This is a genomic window from Solibacillus sp. FSL R7-0668 (assembly GCF_038006205.1).
Taxonomy (GTDB): Bacteria; Bacillota; Bacilli; order Bacillales_A; family Planococcaceae; genus Solibacillus.
Genome location: NZ_JBBOUU010000002.1, coordinates 16,540 through 33,561, shown reverse-complemented (window position 1 = coordinate 33,561; position 17,022 = coordinate 16,540). Strand labels below are relative to the sequence as shown.

Genomic DNA, 17,022 nt, shown 5'->3' with positions numbered 1-17,022 from the left:
TATACCGATTTTTATTTTATTATATAATAAATAGAGCCTTTATTTCTATATTTATGTCGTATCTATTCTATTTTAAGCTTTTTATGTAATTTTATTCATCATAGCAAGCTTGCTTTATCGTTAATGAACGTGCTAGCCTATGCCTCAGAATAGATTCATCAAACAAAAAGACATGAAACATGCATTGAACGTTTCATGTCTTTTCTTGTACAGTATTTTATTATTTAATATATTAATAAATTTATATATTTATATATTTATATATTTATATGTTAATTGATTTTCTTTAGTACTTGTATCGCTCCTTTATCCTTTAAATTTTGAATACTCATTACTTCATCACAAAACCGCTCAAGTGACGTCGTATTTTGCATACCAATCAAGATGCCATACGTATGAAAGCCACGTTCTTTTTTTAGCTCGTGGTATCTTGTTAAAAACGCTTCACTTACATCTGCTTCACCGTCTGTAATAAACACAATATCTGCCTTTTGAAAGCGACTCGTCTGAATTTGCTGCATCGCTTCCGTGAGAGGTCGCTCAAAGTTCGTGCCACCACCCATAAAGCTTGTCGCAAACTGTACGAGCTCACTTGCAGAAATTTGCCCTTTTTTATACGTATGCGTTACTACTTGGTCGTCAAAACGAATAATGGCGACGTCACGCTTTTGCTTTTTTGCCTTTAACAAAAGTGACAGGCAGTACGCTTTCGATTCCTCCTGAGACCCATTCATCGAGCCAGATTCATCAATACAAATCACCATTGGTCCCTGCCCTGCCGCTGCTTGTCCTTCATGCTTAAACGTCAGTAAATTTCCTTCAACAAACTTTTTTTGAAACACTCGCTTTAGTAATGGATGACGCAGCGTGACGAGCTCACTACTTAGCACATTTTCAAGCTCTGTACCTAGTGTAATATCTGCCACACCGGGTGCCTCTTCCACACGTTTCTTTCGAAAACCGCCTGACAATAGTTGAAAGCGACCAATTTCACTGGCGATGCGTGAGAGCTTGGGATGTTGCATTAACAGTTCTGCTAGCTCTAGTTTTTCAGCTAGTGGCACTTTACTGTCCATATGCCCGTTTCCTGCTAGGAGTGCCTTCACACCGGCTTCAATCGGCTTTGATTCGTCTGGTATCCCACTCAAGCTAGGTGTGCCATTCTCCGCCTCTTGTTGAATGGCCGTCGCAAGCTGCTCAAGCGCCTCCTCTTTTTCCTCACCGTATGCCTGCTGCAAATGCTCGTATGCCTGTTTCACTGGCTCACTTTCTTTCATTTCATCAAGCCACTGTGATACTTTTTCCGTAAATAGGAGTGACGAGATGGCTGCTGTGAGCGTATCTAATGTCGTTTTTGGTTTCGCCTGGCTATACGCCTCGTCTGTCATCACCTTTTGCATTAAGCTTTGATTACCGACTAGCTCTGGGGCGACTTCGGCTTCAATTTGTGGGTTCACCTTATACAAGCTACTCCACATATCCTGCTGCAACGCCCGAAAGTATGGGTATTCCTGCTTTTTTGTAATACTTTGTAGTTTCTTTGAGGATTGATAAATTTTGTCGTACGCATAATCATCAAAGAGATCCGTATTGAGTACCGTTTCACGTTTCATGCTGCTTCCTCCCTTTAATCCCTATCTTCTTTTTACATATAAATTGGCGTAGTATTCAAAGTCGCTTAAATAAATGAAAACATTCGCTTCCTTCATATGTGAAAAGAGCACATTTTGATAAAAGGAATCGTAGTAGCTAAATGTGTACCCTTCCGTTTCAACTAACTCTGGGACACAAACGCCATAATTCATAGGCTCCTTTGTATAGACACACGCTACCTTAAATGCTTTTCTAAGCTCGATTAACTGGATGATAAACGAAACAAATGAATACACAGGAATAAAAAGCTGTATATCCCGTTCAACATCTTCTTCTGTCACATCAAATTCACCGTTTGCACCAATCCACACATGTTGCTTAAAAACCGATGCCCTGTAGCTTATTTCCTTTAGCACGGGGCTCTTTGTCAGCTCCGCCATTTTTTCAACTGTTGAAAATTCCATGTATGTCACTCCCTTTCAAGTAAAAAAAAAGGGGCTGTTACACCCCTTCAATGTCTAATGTGGCAGCAGCCAGACTCGCTTGAAACGCTTGAATGTCTGTAAGTAGCTGCTGTGACTCTGTTTCAATTTCAGGATTACTTTTCATCAGTGCCGCAACTCGCTGCGTCACCTCTTTTAGCTGCATATTACCTTCTGCAATTTCCTCGTCTGTTACATTCAATGTACCCATAACGCCGTATTTCTGGTGAAGCGTTTGGTACACCGACGCTAACTTCTGCAATTCCTGTTCACTTTTTAGTAGACAATGACTCTCGAGTACATCCTTTACGAGCCCCTGCTGCTCAGGTGTTTCCCACAGGGCATGCTGTAAAAGCAGTAAATCCGATAGCCTTACCTCTGCACGTCCCTGTAAATACGCACGAGCTTGTAAAATCGGTAAACTCTGCTTATAACGACGATCCGATGCCTGCACCCCTTCATTTTTTAAGTCCCCACGCACCACGACTAACTTTTCAAGTACGTGACGTGGAATATCAATTAAGCTCACCGCAAATTGCTCATCTTCAAGCTCTTCTAAGGTCATTTTCGGCACAATTAACTTTTTACTTGGCGCTAGTAGCTTTAAAAACGTTTGATCCGACTGAATATAACGCGTTTCCATACGCAGTAGGAACCTGTCAAACAACGCTTCTAGCCCCTCACTTTCAGGATACTCATTTGACGCACCAATAACCGTCATCAATGGTGCCTCTAGTACATCGCCCCCGTTATAAAAAATGCGTTCATTAATGAGTGTCAGTAATGCATTTAATACTGCACTGTTTGACTTAAAAATTTCATCAAGAAACGCCAGATGCACGGTTGGCAACTTCCCTTCTATATTTCGCACATACTCATCACGCTCAAGCCCCGCTAGTGACAGTGGACCAAATACCTCTTCAGGCGTCGAGAACTTCGTCAGTAACCACTGGAAGTAAGAAAGCCCATCAATACAACGATGCAGCTCACTCGCGAGCGCTGACTTCCCAGTGCCTGCTGGTCCAATGAGTAGCGTATGCTGCTTCGCAAGGACTGCTGTTAAGATTGCCTCAACCTCCGCTTCACGCTCCAAGAACTGTGCATTTAAATAGTCTTTAATCTCCGTGACATTGCCCATTTATATCCGCTCCTTTTCATTTTTTTAATTAACCATCCGTTTTTAAACGCAAAAAAAGCCGAACAGACAAAATGTCCATTCGACTTACAGGCACGCCAAAATAAGCGTGAGTACTATTTATTTTTTTGCCCTAAAGGCGTGGGTGTTGCGTTTATCACTGAATCTTCTCGTGGGAGATCTTTCAGCTGCTACTTAGTGTAGTGGATTGATTAATTAACACTATTATAAAAAACAATCAAATAATTATCAATATATAGTGCTTTTACGTCATTTCTGTACTTTATTATGTAATTAATTAAAATAAGGGTAAGCTCAGCCCTGTTAAAAACTTTAACAGGCCGGCCCCCCCCTAAATCTACTCACTTATTTTCACAATAATTTTAAATCAATACAAAAGCTTTTCAATCATTGGTAACTATCATTTTTTGTGGATCCAATTATCTATATACTCTGCCCATACATGTAACATAATAATTCCTGTCAGCAAAAGAGCTGCTATAAATTTAATAACTTTATCCTTCATTGTAGTATCTCCTCACCTATACGTGAGCCTACAATTTAGAGGTATTATTGTGATTGTATCATTTTATGACCTAACAAGAAAAAAATTACCTTTTTAATTACCCTCAGCTGGTATCCGTTCGTCAAACTCAGCTAACAACTCTTTAAATCTCTCTGGATTAGTCGTTTTCAATTCTATATTCGCAATCTGATAGAATTTCCTTACATCTTTTCTTGGCAATGCTTGTCCTTTTACAACGAGCTCACAAAAATCAAGTAATCGATGGTGCTTAATAAAGATGGGCTCTTGCTCATCGTCCCCGTCCTTAAAAATATGTAGTGGCACCTCATGAATTACGATTTCAATCGAATAATCATTGCTACAAATAATTTCTGCATTTAATAAATACGCAGCTGCTAAAGAGGCAATTTCCCCTGTACCGGCGCTGCCTTCTTTGCCGCGACGCTTGTCTACCTCAATAAGCTTAGCTTGTACCATATTCAGTGCTTGCTGATAATCTACGTAAATGTCTTTAAATGTTTGCAGTGGCTCTAAACGTACCCATTTTTGCTCCTCGCATTTCATATCAACAAAGCTTTGACTTGCATGACTCAGCTCTTTATACACTTCCTCATGAATATAAATACGCTCATACACTTGTTCAATGATATTGATAAAGTCACCCTTGGATTTGAGCTTTTCAATATAGAAAATAATATTCGCATCGATAAAGCAGCTAGAGGGAATCGGCAGTATGATGTCCTTCATTCGATTCCCTCCATTACTCGTCTAATTCATCCCACAGTGCATCGATGTCCTGTGCACTGGCAGACTTTTCATAATACGTTTGTGCTAAGGCTGGATTCAAATCCGCTAAAATTTTCGCTGCCTCAATACTTGGTAATGTACCTGCTGCCTCACGCACAATCACCTTTTCCTGAAACTGCTCAAACTGTTTGCGCTTTGGTGCCGTATCTAAAAGCGACTCGCCCAGTAAATCTTCACGTAACTGTATAAATTGTTCTTCTGTAAAATTCGCATACGCTGTCACATCCCAGAGCCCTAACTCTTTTATACGGCGAACAACACTCACATAGGGCACTTTGAAAATATCCGCTAGCTTATAAATTTTCTTTTCAATTGCTTGCCCGCCAATGATTTCAAAATATGAAATAAATGCATCTTTATTCATTAAAATGGTCGCTGCAAAGTAATCACCTGCACGCTCCAATACATCATTTGAAGAAATATGGATATCATATTTCTTTAAGTCCTCCGATTCTAAAATGTAATGGAACCATTCATGTGCGAGTGTGAAATGTTGCGTTCGTGCCGAATCGAGCTGATTAATCACGATTTTGGGCTGCACGCTTGAGTCCACATGTTTTAAAAACATCCCATTTAATAAACGACTTTCTTCATCTAGCTTTGGCAGCCGTATATAAATGACTTCAATACCTTGCTGGATGATAATATCCTCTAGTACATCCGCAATGACGAGCGATGTTTTATCTGATATATACTTTTTATAATAATCTTCCGCTAAGCGTTCGACTTGTTGTAATAATTGGTCCATTGATTCAACCCCGCTTATTTAAAGGTTTCGTATGCGTTTAACAGCATCGCGACCTGTTGAATTTGGTGCTTATTTGCCACCGACAACTCCGTTCCACCACGTGGAATGACACTATAGCCCGCAAACAGTTCCTTTTCAGATAAGCCTAAAAGTGTGGCACGAGGGATGTTTGTTACTTCTGCAAATTTCGTTAAACGATCTGACGTAATCCGACGATCGCCCTTTAAAATAGCACGCAGTAACCCTTCACTAATCCCAACCATGTCCGCCATTTTCGTCTTAGACACTTGATTTTCCTGCATCCATTCAAGAATCACTGTTGCTGTATGTTTGAAATCCATCTCTTTCACCTCAATTTTAGTATACCATATTTCGTACAAAATATACTTCCCGATTTTAATTTTGTACGATTTCATGTATAAAAAATACCGAATAGACCCATGTCCCTTCGGCTTATAAGTAAACTAATATAAGCTTGAATATTACGTTTGTTATCTATCCTATAGATTAAAACAGACCGCCGACCAAATACAGACCACTTCTAAAAATAATATATTTATCTTACTAAATTATTTAAATTAAGAGTCCTTTCGTGATACCTCTAATAGTTATTTTTAATCACTATCTATAGTATTTTAACGTTCTTTCATTTCATTTTAAGTAGCATTAACATTTCAATTAATTACAATTTCAACTAAAAAAGTTTATATGTTACAATAAATTAACGTATGTCGATTTAAAAACAAAATTGAAATATTTGAGGGATGTAAATGACAAACCTAACTCCACAAGCTGAAGAGGTATTAATTAAAAGACTTGTGAGCCTTAACCTAAACGACACTCAATTTAATAGTCTTGCAAGGTCTATTGGTGTTGCACCACTCGATATATTTTCCAGTCAATTTACTAATCTACAAAAAGCAGAGGCATTAGTAACTAAGGCTAATCAACTAGGTATTCATTATAATCTTGAAAATGAAATAGATAATAATCTTTTTAAAACCTATAATTCGAAGTCTGTCTCCACACTTTTTGATAACCATTTGGCTTATGACTTTGGGCTGTTGTATAGAGATTTATTACATTCATTAGAAACCACTCAAGATACTCAAACTTATGATAATAAATTTTTTCACCATCTTGAGTTTAAAGCTAAATTAAAATTTAAAGCTAAATTTAAACCTTCAACTAGAAAAACAGCAATTATTTATAAAAATGACAACTCTGTTTTACAAAGAAAAGCACAAAAGTTAGGATTTCATTCTTATCATGAAATTGATCTCAAAGTTAGCCAATTATATCAAGAAGTCTTAGCAGATTACCCAGTTGAACAATTTCCAGCCGAAAAAAGGCTAAGCGTGTTGTTAGATAGACTCTATGGATCTCTATCCCAAAATCAGATAAATAAAAATACAATCAATTATCTTTATGGGATAATCTTCGGAACAACAGCTCAATGTCTGATATTTAACGAATAATGAGGTATATGATATGACCAGAGATTTTAATTATGAACATAAATTATATGAAATCGAGGATAGCCCTGAGCTTAATGGTTATATTTTAATGAATTTACTTTATAATCTAAAAGCTTGTTCTGTTGAACAATTAGCAATAGCCTTTTATCTGTATAGATTTCCTAAAGTTTCGATACAAATATTAGGACGTAGCGATTCCCAGATAGAAAATCTGTACCTCTTTAATGAGTATGAAATGTTTAATTTAGACATATTATTAATGCCCTTATTATCTGAAAAGTATAATGTTAGATTTAAGAATGGTTTTAAACATCTGTTATCATATTCACTTCTTAATATTAAACAGGACTTGATTACCTTAAATACCAACTATCTGGAACAGATAACTCATCAACTAGAAAATTCAAATAGTATTATGACATCAAAAGTTAAGGTAGCCACAATAATTATTCAGGCTTACAACATTAATGAACTCAATTATATGATTAATAAAATAGCAGGTGAGATTAATAATGGTTAAATTATACATAAATTATATTGGTACACTACCTATAAAAGGTAAAGCTGATGTTACATTACGCAGAGGACTAAATGTTGTTTTTGCAGAGAAAGTAATAGTCGATGAAGATGATGGCCCTCGTAACAGTTTAGGTAAATCAACTTTTATTCGACTAATTGATTATGGATTAGGTAGTACTAATTTCTTTCAAAAGAAGCAAACTAGAGCTCGACAAAAACTAAATAATCATTATTTATTGATGGAAATAACTATAAATGAAACTAATTTCACTCTATGCCGAAATCTAATAAATAATGATGAAAACTTTATTTATAAGGGTTGGGTAAAGGAGAGACTTACTAAAAATGATAGTGTCTCATATATAAGAGGCCCTTCCTTGGAGGATTACAAAGAATTCATTGAAGAATCTTTGCTTCAAAAAGAAAATTATATTAATGATGAAAAAATTATTTCTTTAAGAGGCTATCTACCTTTATTAATAAGAAATCAACTAGATGGTTTTTCTAATATCTATCAACCTTTAGGTATGAGCGAAGGGCAACCATTTTCTAGACTCCGTACTGAATTTTTTTCAGGTTTAAGCACACATAAAAAACTAGTCTTAGAACAACAATTTAATAAAGCTGAAGAAAAAAGAAAACAAGCGTCTCAAGATTTAAATACTTTAACTAGATATTTAAAAAAGAAAGAATTGACGATAAATTTTGAAGAACATCTCTTAAACTATGAAAGTGAATTTGAAACTCTTTCTAACGAAATAAAGTTAATTAAAGAGCGACTATTAACCCGAAACAATGAAGAAAGTTTAATTCGAAAACAGCTCGATTTAATTGAAATTAATATATCCAAACTAAACTCTGATATCGATTTTAATGAATCTAGAATATTAAATTATCAAGCCACAATCAATGATATTTATAAAGAATTAGACTCATTAAACCTATTCATAACAGCTGAAAATTTTTTTAAAGAACTTAATTCTAAAAAATGTCCTACATGTTTACAAGATTTTGATTTAAATAATATGACACAAGAGAAATATGAAGAAAAATCCACTGCATCTTTATTGATTAAAGAAATCTTAAGTAATGAAATTAGTGACTTGACTACTGCAATAGATGATTTAAGAACTAGTATTCATTATGACAAAGTTAATTTGATAGCAGAAAATCGCAATAGATTAACCCTTCTAGAAAAATTAAATACATATACAAAAGATTTAGTTTTAGAACTAGATACCAAAGAAAACATTTTAAACACTCTAAAACAACAGCATGCTGATGTACTGTATTTGAAAAGTATCCAAGAAGATATAAAAGATTATAGTAATAATATGAAGTCACATGTAAAAACTAAACAAACAATAAAAGAAAAAATAGATAATGCTAACTTAGAAATTGAAGATAACAAGTCAAAATTAAAAATAATATATGATAATGTTGTTAGACACTTATATAACAACACCCGCCAAGGTATTCTTAAATTTAGTCCTAAAGCCAATAATATTGAAGTTGATGTAGCGTACTTAGATTCTGAAAATAATATTGATAGTGGCGCAGCTGCACAAAACGTTAAGGTTATTGCCTTTGATTTAGCTTTATTAGAATTAAGCCTTACTAATTCAACATATCACCCAAGATTTTTAATACATGACTCTCCAAACGTAAATGACATAGATTTAGATGTATATTATAGAATCTTCACGTATATTCTCAAACTTGAAGAATCTGAATTACAAAACAAAGGCATTGTAGATTTCCAATATATTATCACTACAATTTATAAACCTGAAGAAGTGCTTGAACAGCACATTATTTTACAATTAGAAAGTGGAAATGAAGGAGGAAAATTATTTGGATTCACTTTTTAAATTATCCTACGAAGATCAAGACAAAACCATAAATTTTTTAAATTCAAAGTATTCCGACACAGAGATTTTGAGTATTATAAGACAATTAGGTATTGATAAAGATACTATTTATACGCCTTACTTGCCTAAAAAAAACAATTGTGTAAATCTTGTTGAAACAATATTACAACAAGATCTTTCTTCAAAATTCTTATTATTACTTCAATCGGAACAATTTTATAGACCTAGCTTTGCACGTGAATTTAGCCATTTAAAATTTGTTATTACCGAAGATCTTGTTCAAAGTAAAGTTTCTAAAATACAAAATACTCATAAACCAATTTCTTCTCAAGATTTAAATACATGGCTTCAATCTTGTAAAAAGAATACAGTTTTAATCCTAGGTAAAGATTCTCCTGACGAATGTATGACACATTTAAAAAATATCGCAAAAATTATTGAACAAAAAGGTTACCAAACAATTCTTATTAAAATGCAACCCGAGATAGACTCTATTTCTAATGAAGAAAAGATGCTTGCATACGCTGCTATTTCTCGATTTATTCTAATTGAAAAGTCTGAAGCAGCTGGACAAATTGATGAAGCTAAAATTTGTGTATTTAATCGCTTACCAGCTATTTGGCTACAAAAAGAGAACTGTGGTGATACTTGGATGCAAGGAGATTATGATATGGATTTTAAATTTATCAAGACTTTTAAATATACTGATATTACTCTTGAACAATGTATATCCACGGGAATTGACTGGGTAGAGAATTACATCAACGATAAAACATCAACTCTTAATACTTTATATCCATGGCGTAATTAACCTAGTAACAATTTGATAAATAGAAATTTCAAGCTATTATACACTTTATCTATAATACGGAGTACTTTACCTAACTAATCACAAATACTCCTCCACATCCGCATTATCCACTTCTAAATAATGTTGGGTGATTGTTTGTAGCGACTTATGCCCCGATTGCTTGGCGATTGTGGCTAAGTCTGCTTTTTTTCGGTGCATATGGGTAATTTGCGTTTTGCGTAGCGTGTAAGGTGCAAAGCCTAGCCAATCATGAATGAGCCGGTTGTAGCTGCGTTCGGTGATCATACGATTTTTATAATTGCCCCACTTATCTGCTGCCCCCACGAAGTAATCATCTGGTGCTAGCCCTGATGTTTCAATGTATTTTTTCACCGCAAGCACACAGTCTAGCGTTAGCCGTTTCTCCTTCATATCGCCCTGCTTTTTTAACATGACCCATACTGTCTTATTCTCTAAATCAAAATCACTGACCTTTAGTCGTACCATTTCTGATGGACGATTGGCCGTAATGAGATTCACAAAGCAAATGGCACGCTTGCGGATATCTGCTCGCTTACTTGTATCGTACTTATTAATAAGGGCAAGTACCTCGTCCTGTTTCTCTGCTCGCACACCACGCATCGGCTTCAGGCGTAGGTATTCCTCTGTATTGTATAACTGACGGATAATCTGTATTCGTTTCTTTTCATCCTCTGTTTGCTTTAAGCCCAGTACATCTTTAAGGAAGAACTGTACCCCAGCTGCACGACGATTAAAGGTCGAATACTTCACACGTTGCTCGGTGATAGAATGATGTAAATATTTTTCAAGTGCGTCAAAATTAAGCTCACGTCCTTCTTCCTCACAAAAACGAACGAATTGATCAAAGTCGGGCTGATACATCTTCTTTTTTTGCTCAAGTACCGCTTCAATCGATGCATTGACCTTCTGATTCGTGGCTAAGGTGTTCAACCGAATGATTTTCGGATTTTCTGCTCCTAACATCTCGCACTTCCTCCTCCGTAATAAATTAATATATTAATTGTTTAATACTTTTATTTTTTAATTTATTAATACGTTTACATTTTATTATATAAACTAATAATATAACTAATATACTTATATTTTAATTAATAAATATTTAAAATAATAAATTACTTTATGTATTAATATTTTAATATGTTTATTTATTAATTGATAAATATGCTAATTCATCAATTTTATGCTTATTATTAGTATAATTTATCAACGTCTAAAAAGGAATCTTTTTTGTCTTTGAAGCATTGTTCATTTTTTGATTATAACTAATTTATAAGTAATTATTATTTAATATTTATACTCATTAATCAGTAAATGATGTATGAAAAATTATTAATAGGTTATAATGAATAATAGATAACTATCCATAACTTAAAAATAAGGACTGATAATTAATGAATAATGAACTAATTAAAAGTAAAACCATCAAAGTTTCGGCGCAGCGTCATTTAGTGATCCCGAAAGAATACTATGACACGCTAAATATTGGTGAGGAAGTAACAATTGAATTACATGAGGGTCAGTTAGTGATTAAACCGGTTTTCAAAGTGGATGAAGACTTTGCGGAGAACTTATTAGAAGAACTAATCGCAGCTGGTTTTAATGGCGAAGAACTGGTAGCCAAGTTTAAAGAAGTAAAGCAGCAGGTACTGAACGGTGAGAAACCGTATTTATAACACTATATATAATAGAAGAAACTCATATTAAGTGATGGGTATTTAGAATGTGTAAAGCTTGCTGAGGCTTCCTGAAATTACGTTCAACGGACAATTACCTTACTCAATTTGTCTCACAAGCCTTCTAAAATAGAAAAATTCGTCTCTCACGATGAAAGACGAATTTTTCATTCAATCTAGTGGCCATAATTCTTCACTAAATACTTTCTTCGCCCAATCACGACTTTGTTCTTTCCGTGACGGGTCAAAGTTCGCAACAAGCCAAAGCATTTGGCATTCTTTTCGTTTATATCCTGCTTCTTTTAAAGCGAGAATGAAATCTTTTAAGCGAATAATTGTAATACTATGTTGCGCATCTGTATTCAAATATTCATCTGCTAGTGCTTGCAAGCTTTTTTCATCTGATAAAAAATACGGGATACCACTGACCTTTGCGTAAGCCAGTGATACCGTTTCGCCCCAGTTCTTACCGAGTTCCTTCGTTTCAACATCTGCTGCTTTTAGCAAGGTAACCATCTCATGATACAGTGATTTTTCAAGTGGTGAAGGCAGTGTACTTAAATCAACAATTTCTGCTTTTCCTTTCGTAATTAACCGATCAATTTGCTCTTTTACACTACGTGGCGTTAAAATTTCTCGCTCGTAAATATGGCGGTGCATATAAATTGTCCCGACTAATTCACCCACATAGTCTTCAATAACATTCATATTCGTCAATTGCCCGAGCTTAAATGAAAAATCTGCATCTAATAAGGCCTTCTCCCATTTAATCATCGCAGTCCTCTAATAACATCGCAAAATCATCTGCTGTCATTTCTGGATAGCCAAAATCACCTGGCGTTTGATTCGCTAATGCTAAATACTCTCTTAACTCCGTATAGGAGATTTTTTCATCATTATACGCTTCAACCACATGTTCAATATAGCCATCGAGCATAATGATATTTGAGCGTTGCTGTGAATCTAATGGCAGTTGAGAAATCTTCATTTGATACACCACACCTTGCGTCGCATCACGGTCTGGAATCGTTAAAAATTGCTGGCACTGTTTTTCACGAATGAATCCAATTTCAAAAAGACGCAGGACGACCGTTTTATAAGGAACTTGGAAGATAGGGATTAACTTCACAATATCCTTTAAGGCGATTGTTTCACGGTCAATTTGCAAGGCACTTAATTGCTGGCGTAACACAAGCTCCGGTACAAGAAACATGGCTGCAAAGCGATTCGCCATTTTCTCACTTCGCTCTGCTGGCTCTTCTTCAAGCGTTTGATTCATTAAGACTTCGACTTCATTTAGTCGTTGTTCTTCATACCAAATATGGTACAGCTCATGTGCTGCTGCGAAAATTTGCTTATCATGCGGTATATAGCTATTAATATAAGAAAAGAGGCGCCCTTGCTTTTGACAAACAAATGCACACAGCTCATCGTCTTCGATTGGATATTGCATAAACGTTGTTTCATTTTGCAAAATACGAAAAACTTGTTCCCTTACAATTTGGTTTGTTAATTGTAATCGACCCAGTTGTTCATTCACACGTTGGTCAAGAAGCTTAATATCCTCTATTGTTAATTCGTTCATCATTTTATCTCCTTACTTCGCAATTTCTTCGATACGAAGCATTTGATCCATTACATGGTCTAAAAAACGTAACTTTTCTTTTGTTTGCTCGTTTTCTGTTTTGCCCACCATGAAGAGTACAGGATCTGTAATCGGCTCATTCGGCTGCACCTCGCCAACAAGGTCATTTGTTGAAATGGAAAGAGCATTCGCAATTTGTTGAATTTCTATTGCATTAATTGCTTTTTTACCTTGAATAATCTTATTCATTACTTGAGGTGATACATTAATTTGCTCAGCAAACTCTTTTTGAGATATTTTTAATTGAACTAAATAGTTTTGAATGCGTTCTCCAATAACAACGTATAATGATTTCATATAAATCATCCTTTCCTATCTGTTCTTCTATTATATGCAATTACCACGAAAAATACACGTTTTATTAATTATCATTTATTTTTTAGTGATAAAATATCCATTTCGTTTATTTTATTGTATTTCTAATCATTACATCATAATAATTAAACCTAGTTTATAATTGTAGAAATCTGAAATTATCTTTGGCGTTTAATTGTTAGATAGACCTTTCCTCCGATAACGGAATATCTAAAAAGCAGCATGATTAAAAATCATGCTGCTCTCACAAAGGTATTCATGTACCTTTAACTTATATCTGTTTATTTCACAATTAATGCAGGGCATTGTACACGTTTCATCACTTTATGACTTACGCTACCCAGAACCATCTCTTGTAAGCCATTTAACCCTCGGCTACCGATCACCACGATATCTACTTTATTTTCATTAGCATACTTCACGATTTCAGGACCCGGTGTGCCATGCAAGATTGTTAATTTAAAGTGCTTGTCAGCTGCTCGTAGCACTTCCTCAACAGGTGCTATTTTACGTTTACGTTCTAGCAGTAAACTTTCACTAGACCCTGCATGTAACATTTCCGTTTTCGCTTTGTCGAAATCAGCGACATACACCATTTCAATTAATGAATCATTTGAAGCAATCTTTACCGCTTCCTTTGCCGCACGTACAGCATTGTCAGAACCGTCGACGGCTAATAAAATGTGTTGATACATCCATAATCCCCCTTTAATGTGCACTACTCATGCCAAGTAATTGTTTATAGATTTTTTCACTAGCAGGATTCATTCCAATCACTTGAACTGTTTTCCCTTGCTCTTCTAGCTTAGTAACGACCTTCACAACAGCGCCTACCGCTGATTCGTCCCATAAATGGCTACTTGATAAATCAATCGTCACGTTCGTTTCTTTCGCTTCCTCAATCGTTTGAATAAAGTTTTGTGTCGATGCGAAGAATAAAGGTCCTTCCACTATAAACACACCGTTATTCTGTTGAATGCGAACCTTTGAAATGGATGCTACGAAGAATAAGGCACTTAAGATGACGCCGAGTACTACACCAATCGCTAGATTATGTGTATAGACTACTGCTGCAACTGTTACAAGCATCACAATGGCATCTGTTCGAGGTGCTTTTGCCACGTATTTAAATGAACCCCAATCAAACGTACCGATACTTACCATGATCATAATACCGACTAATACAGGCATTGGAATATCAATAACCACGTTTCCAAGCACTAAAATTAAGAACATTAAGAAGATCCCGGCAACAAGTGAAGATAAACGACCTCGTCCACCAGATTTGACGTTAATAATCGATTGACCAATCATCGCACAACCAGCCATCCCACCAAAGAAGCCTGTTACAACATTGGCAATCCCTTGTCCACGAGCTTCTTGATTTTTATTTGACTTCGTATCCGTCATATCGTCTACAATTTGAGCTGTCATCAGTGATTCCATTAAGCCAACTAACGCAAGTGCTAATGCGTAAGGGAAAATAATGGCTAATGTTTCAAAGTTAAATGGTACGTCTGGTATAAAGAAGCTCGGTAAGCTTTGTGTAATCGACCCTAAATCACCAATCGTTTTCATTTCTAAATTCATCATAATTGCGACAGCTGTTAATAATACAATCGCAATCAAAGGAGCTGGAATCGCTTTAACATAACGGGGCACGACATAAACAATGACCAGTGTGATTGCTATAAAAATATATGTTAGCGTTCCCTCTTCTAGAAAATGTGGTACCTGTGCCATAAAAATTAAGATTGCTAGTGCATTCACAAAACCAATCATAACGGCATTTGGGATAAAACGCATTAACTTCGCGATACCAAACACGCCGAATAACACTTGAAGTATCCCTGTTAAAATCGTTGCAGCTAATAAATACTGTAAGCCATGATCTGCTACTAAATCGACAATGACTAAAGCCATTGCACCCGTTGCAGCAGAAATCATTCCCGGTCTTCCCCCAACAAATGCTATAATAACAGCAATTGAAAAAGATGCATAAAGACCAACCATTGGGTCCACACCGGCAATAATGGAAAAGGCAATAGCTTCTGGTATCAGTGCTAAGGCGACGACAATCCCTGACAAGATGTCCCCTCGCACGTTACCAAACCATTGTTGCTGTAAACTTTGCATGATATTCACCTTCTTATCTAAAATAAAATCCTTGAATATCATAGCACACTTTTCCTAAAAAGGAACCTTTATGAAACTAAAATGGAGTGAAAAATATGATTTACGGCTATCAACGACCATTATATAACGATGAAAATATGCAAAAACAAACAGAAGCACTACTGAAATGTGATCGTGTTTTCACTGAGGCTCATGGCCGAGCAAAGAAACGCACGGCTTTAGAAGAATTACTTATGGAAATAAAGGCTGGCGATACGATTCAAGTACTTTGCTTTTTTAGCATTGCAGATACAACTAAGCATTTAGAGGAGCTTTTAAAAATTTGTAAACGTGACAAAGTCGTTCTGCACTTTTTAGAAGAAAATATGACGTCAACTCAAATCCTTGAAACATCACTTGAACAAATACTTGCATTTTTTATCTCTTTCCAAAGTGATATCGTGAAACAGTCTACAACACTAGGCATGGCTGAAGCCAAAGCAAAGGGAAAATCATTTGGACGCCCTAAAAAATCTGATGACAACGTCAAAAAAGCCATTGAAATGTATCAATCGGGCAAGTTTACATTACTTGATATTAAAAATGAAACAGGCATTAGTAAATCGACACTTTATCGCTATTTAGAAGCATTAGAATCGTAACTTAACAAAAAGAACGGATACCAACGTGGATGCGTTCTTTTTTACATTTTATTTCATACTCAAATAAATATAGGTTTTAAAAACACTATTCATTACTTGCATTTTACAACTATTTTTGTTTTACTTATAAAGAGAGGTGATTCCATGGAAAACAAACGTGAGATCTTTCATATACTAACAAGACGATTTGGCTTACTTAATAAAAATTGTTGTTCTGTTGGTAGCTTTGAAATTTCTACTGTACAGAGCCATATTTTATACGAAATTGATAAACAACATACACCTTCCATGCAACAAATTGCAGAAACGTTAGCTATGGACATTACAACATTCAGCAGACAAATTCAAACGTTAATTAAAATGGATTTAGTGAAAAAAACAGCCTCTGAACAAGATAAACGAGTGTCTATTTTAGATTTGACAACACAAGGAAAGTTCATCGCTACTTCAATCGATGAATCGATGAACGCCTATTTAGAAGAAGTGTTCTCTCATATGAATGATTTTGAAAAAGAAACGGTCCTTCGGTCAATTCAGCTTCTAAATGAAGCCATGTCTAAATCGACGGTATGTTGTACCCCGATTTTCTAAGCAAGAATTCTCTTGCTTTTTATTTATCAT

19 protein-coding genes are annotated in these 17,022 nt (G+C 35.4%); 7 read left to right on the top strand and 12 right to left on the bottom strand.

The genetic code is table 11. From position 1 onward, the window contains the following. Positions 1–272: 272 nt before the first annotated feature. The 6 genes from MKX47_RS20235 to MKX47_RS20210 all read right to left on the bottom strand — a co-directional run bounded on the left by MKX47_RS20235 (position 273) and on the right by MKX47_RS20210 (position 5,632). Positions 273–1,613, bottom strand: a complete 1,341-nt coding sequence (locus MKX47_RS20235; RefSeq protein ID WP_340778053.1) for a vWA domain-containing protein — start codon at positions 1,611–1,613, stop codon at positions 273–275. 21 nt (positions 1,614–1,634) lie between these two features. Next, a complete protein-coding gene (locus tag MKX47_RS20230) occupies positions 1,635–2,057 on the bottom strand; it encodes a hypothetical protein (protein ID WP_340778052.1) in 423 nt (140 codons plus the stop codon). Positions 2,058–2,094: 37 nt separating this feature from the next. Beyond that, a complete protein-coding gene (locus MKX47_RS20225) occupies positions 2,095–3,213 on the bottom strand; it encodes an AAA family ATPase (protein WP_340778049.1) in 1,119 nt (372 codons plus the stop codon). Between the two features lie 616 nt (positions 3,214–3,829). Next, complete coding sequence (locus MKX47_RS20220; RefSeq protein ID WP_340778047.1) at positions 3,830–4,483, bottom strand: hypothetical protein; 654 nt, start codon at positions 4,481–4,483, stop codon at positions 3,830–3,832. A 13-nt stretch (positions 4,484–4,496) separates the two neighbouring features. After that, on the bottom strand, positions 4,497–5,291 hold the full coding sequence (locus MKX47_RS20215) for an ImmA/IrrE family metallo-endopeptidase (RefSeq protein ID WP_340778045.1): 795 nt from the start codon (positions 5,289–5,291) through the stop codon (positions 4,497–4,499). Between the two features lie 14 nt (positions 5,292–5,305). Beyond that, on the bottom strand, positions 5,306–5,632 hold the full coding sequence (locus MKX47_RS20210) for a helix-turn-helix transcriptional regulator (protein ID WP_340778043.1): 327 nt from the start codon (positions 5,630–5,632) through the stop codon (positions 5,306–5,308). Positions 5,633–6,061: 429 nt separating this feature from the next. Here MKX47_RS20210 and MKX47_RS20205 point away from each other — a divergent pair, with 429 nt between their 5' ends. From MKX47_RS20205 to MKX47_RS20190, 4 genes are read left to right on the top strand one after another with little or no spacing between them, the layout of a single operon-like run. After that, the gene (locus tag MKX47_RS20205) at positions 6,062–6,769 is read left to right on the top strand and encodes a hypothetical protein (RefSeq protein ID WP_340778042.1); all 708 of its coding nucleotides are present in this window, start codon (positions 6,062–6,064) and stop codon (positions 6,767–6,769) included. A 13-nt stretch (positions 6,770–6,782) separates the two neighbouring features. Beyond that, positions 6,783–7,289 carry a hypothetical protein gene (locus MKX47_RS20200; RefSeq protein ID WP_340778039.1) on the top strand — a complete coding sequence of 169 codons (507 nt, stop codon included), beginning with the start codon at positions 6,783–6,785 and terminating at the stop codon, positions 7,287–7,289. After that, positions 7,282–9,159, top strand: a complete 1,878-nt coding sequence (locus MKX47_RS20195; protein ID WP_340778036.1) for a DUF2326 domain-containing protein — start codon at positions 7,282–7,284, stop codon at positions 9,157–9,159. Before MKX47_RS20200 ends, MKX47_RS20195 begins: the two co-directional genes overlap by 8 nt. After that, positions 9,143–9,970 carry a hypothetical protein gene (locus MKX47_RS20190; RefSeq protein ID WP_340778032.1) on the top strand — a complete coding sequence of 276 codons (828 nt, stop codon included), beginning with the start codon at positions 9,143–9,145 and terminating at the stop codon, positions 9,968–9,970. The genes MKX47_RS20195 and MKX47_RS20190 overlap by 17 nt, the downstream gene beginning before the upstream one ends. Before the next feature lie 78 nt (positions 9,971–10,048). On the opposite strand, the gene MKX47_RS20185 is transcribed toward MKX47_RS20190, so the two are convergent. Further along, positions 10,049–10,954 carry a tyrosine-type recombinase/integrase gene (locus tag MKX47_RS20185; protein WP_340778029.1) on the bottom strand — a complete coding sequence of 302 codons (906 nt, stop codon included), beginning with the start codon at positions 10,952–10,954 and terminating at the stop codon, positions 10,049–10,051. A gap of 428 nt (positions 10,955–11,382) precedes the next feature. On the opposite strand from MKX47_RS20185, the gene MKX47_RS20180 reads away from it, so the two are divergent. Then, positions 11,383–11,664, top strand: coding sequence for an AbrB/MazE/SpoVT family DNA-binding domain-containing protein (locus MKX47_RS20180; protein ID WP_340778027.1), 282 nt, complete (start codon positions 11,383–11,385; stop codon positions 11,662–11,664). Positions 11,665–11,835: 171 nt separating this feature from the next. On the opposite strand, the gene MKX47_RS20175 is transcribed toward MKX47_RS20180, so the two are convergent. The 5 genes from MKX47_RS20175 to MKX47_RS20155 all read right to left on the bottom strand — a co-directional run bounded on the left by MKX47_RS20175 (position 11,836) and on the right by MKX47_RS20155 (position 15,760). Beyond that, entirely contained in the window at positions 11,836–12,438 is a 603-nt protein-coding gene (locus tag MKX47_RS20175) for a hypothetical protein (protein ID WP_263082533.1), read from the bottom strand. Then, positions 12,431–13,249, bottom strand: a complete 819-nt coding sequence (locus MKX47_RS20170) for an ImmA/IrrE family metallo-endopeptidase (protein WP_263082532.1) — start codon at positions 13,247–13,249, stop codon at positions 12,431–12,433. The genes MKX47_RS20175 and MKX47_RS20170 overlap by 8 nt, the downstream gene beginning before the upstream one ends. Before the next feature lie 12 nt (positions 13,250–13,261). Continuing rightward, positions 13,262–13,606: a helix-turn-helix domain-containing protein gene (locus MKX47_RS20165; RefSeq protein WP_263082531.1), complete on the bottom strand. Its 345-nt coding sequence runs from the start codon at positions 13,604–13,606 to the stop codon at positions 13,262–13,264. A gap of 299 nt (positions 13,607–13,905) precedes the next feature. Beyond that, a complete protein-coding gene (locus tag MKX47_RS20160; protein ID WP_263082530.1) occupies positions 13,906–14,319 on the bottom strand; it encodes a universal stress protein in 414 nt (137 codons plus the stop codon). Positions 14,320–14,332: 13 nt separating this feature from the next. Next, entirely contained in the window at positions 14,333–15,760 is a 1,428-nt protein-coding gene (locus MKX47_RS20155; RefSeq protein ID WP_396631724.1) for a SulP family inorganic anion transporter, read from the bottom strand. A 95-nt stretch (positions 15,761–15,855) separates the two neighbouring features. Here MKX47_RS20155 and MKX47_RS20150 point away from each other — a divergent pair, with 95 nt between their 5' ends. Together MKX47_RS20150 and MKX47_RS20145 are read left to right on the top strand one after the other, a co-directional pair. After that, a complete protein-coding gene (locus MKX47_RS20150; RefSeq protein WP_263082529.1) occupies positions 15,856–16,401 on the top strand; it encodes a recombinase family protein in 546 nt (181 codons plus the stop codon). Between the two features lie 144 nt (positions 16,402–16,545). Continuing rightward, positions 16,546–16,992: a MarR family winged helix-turn-helix transcriptional regulator gene (locus tag MKX47_RS20145; protein WP_263082528.1), complete on the top strand. Its 447-nt coding sequence runs from the start codon at positions 16,546–16,548 to the stop codon at positions 16,990–16,992. The last annotated feature ends 30 nt before the right edge of the window (positions 16,993–17,022 follow it).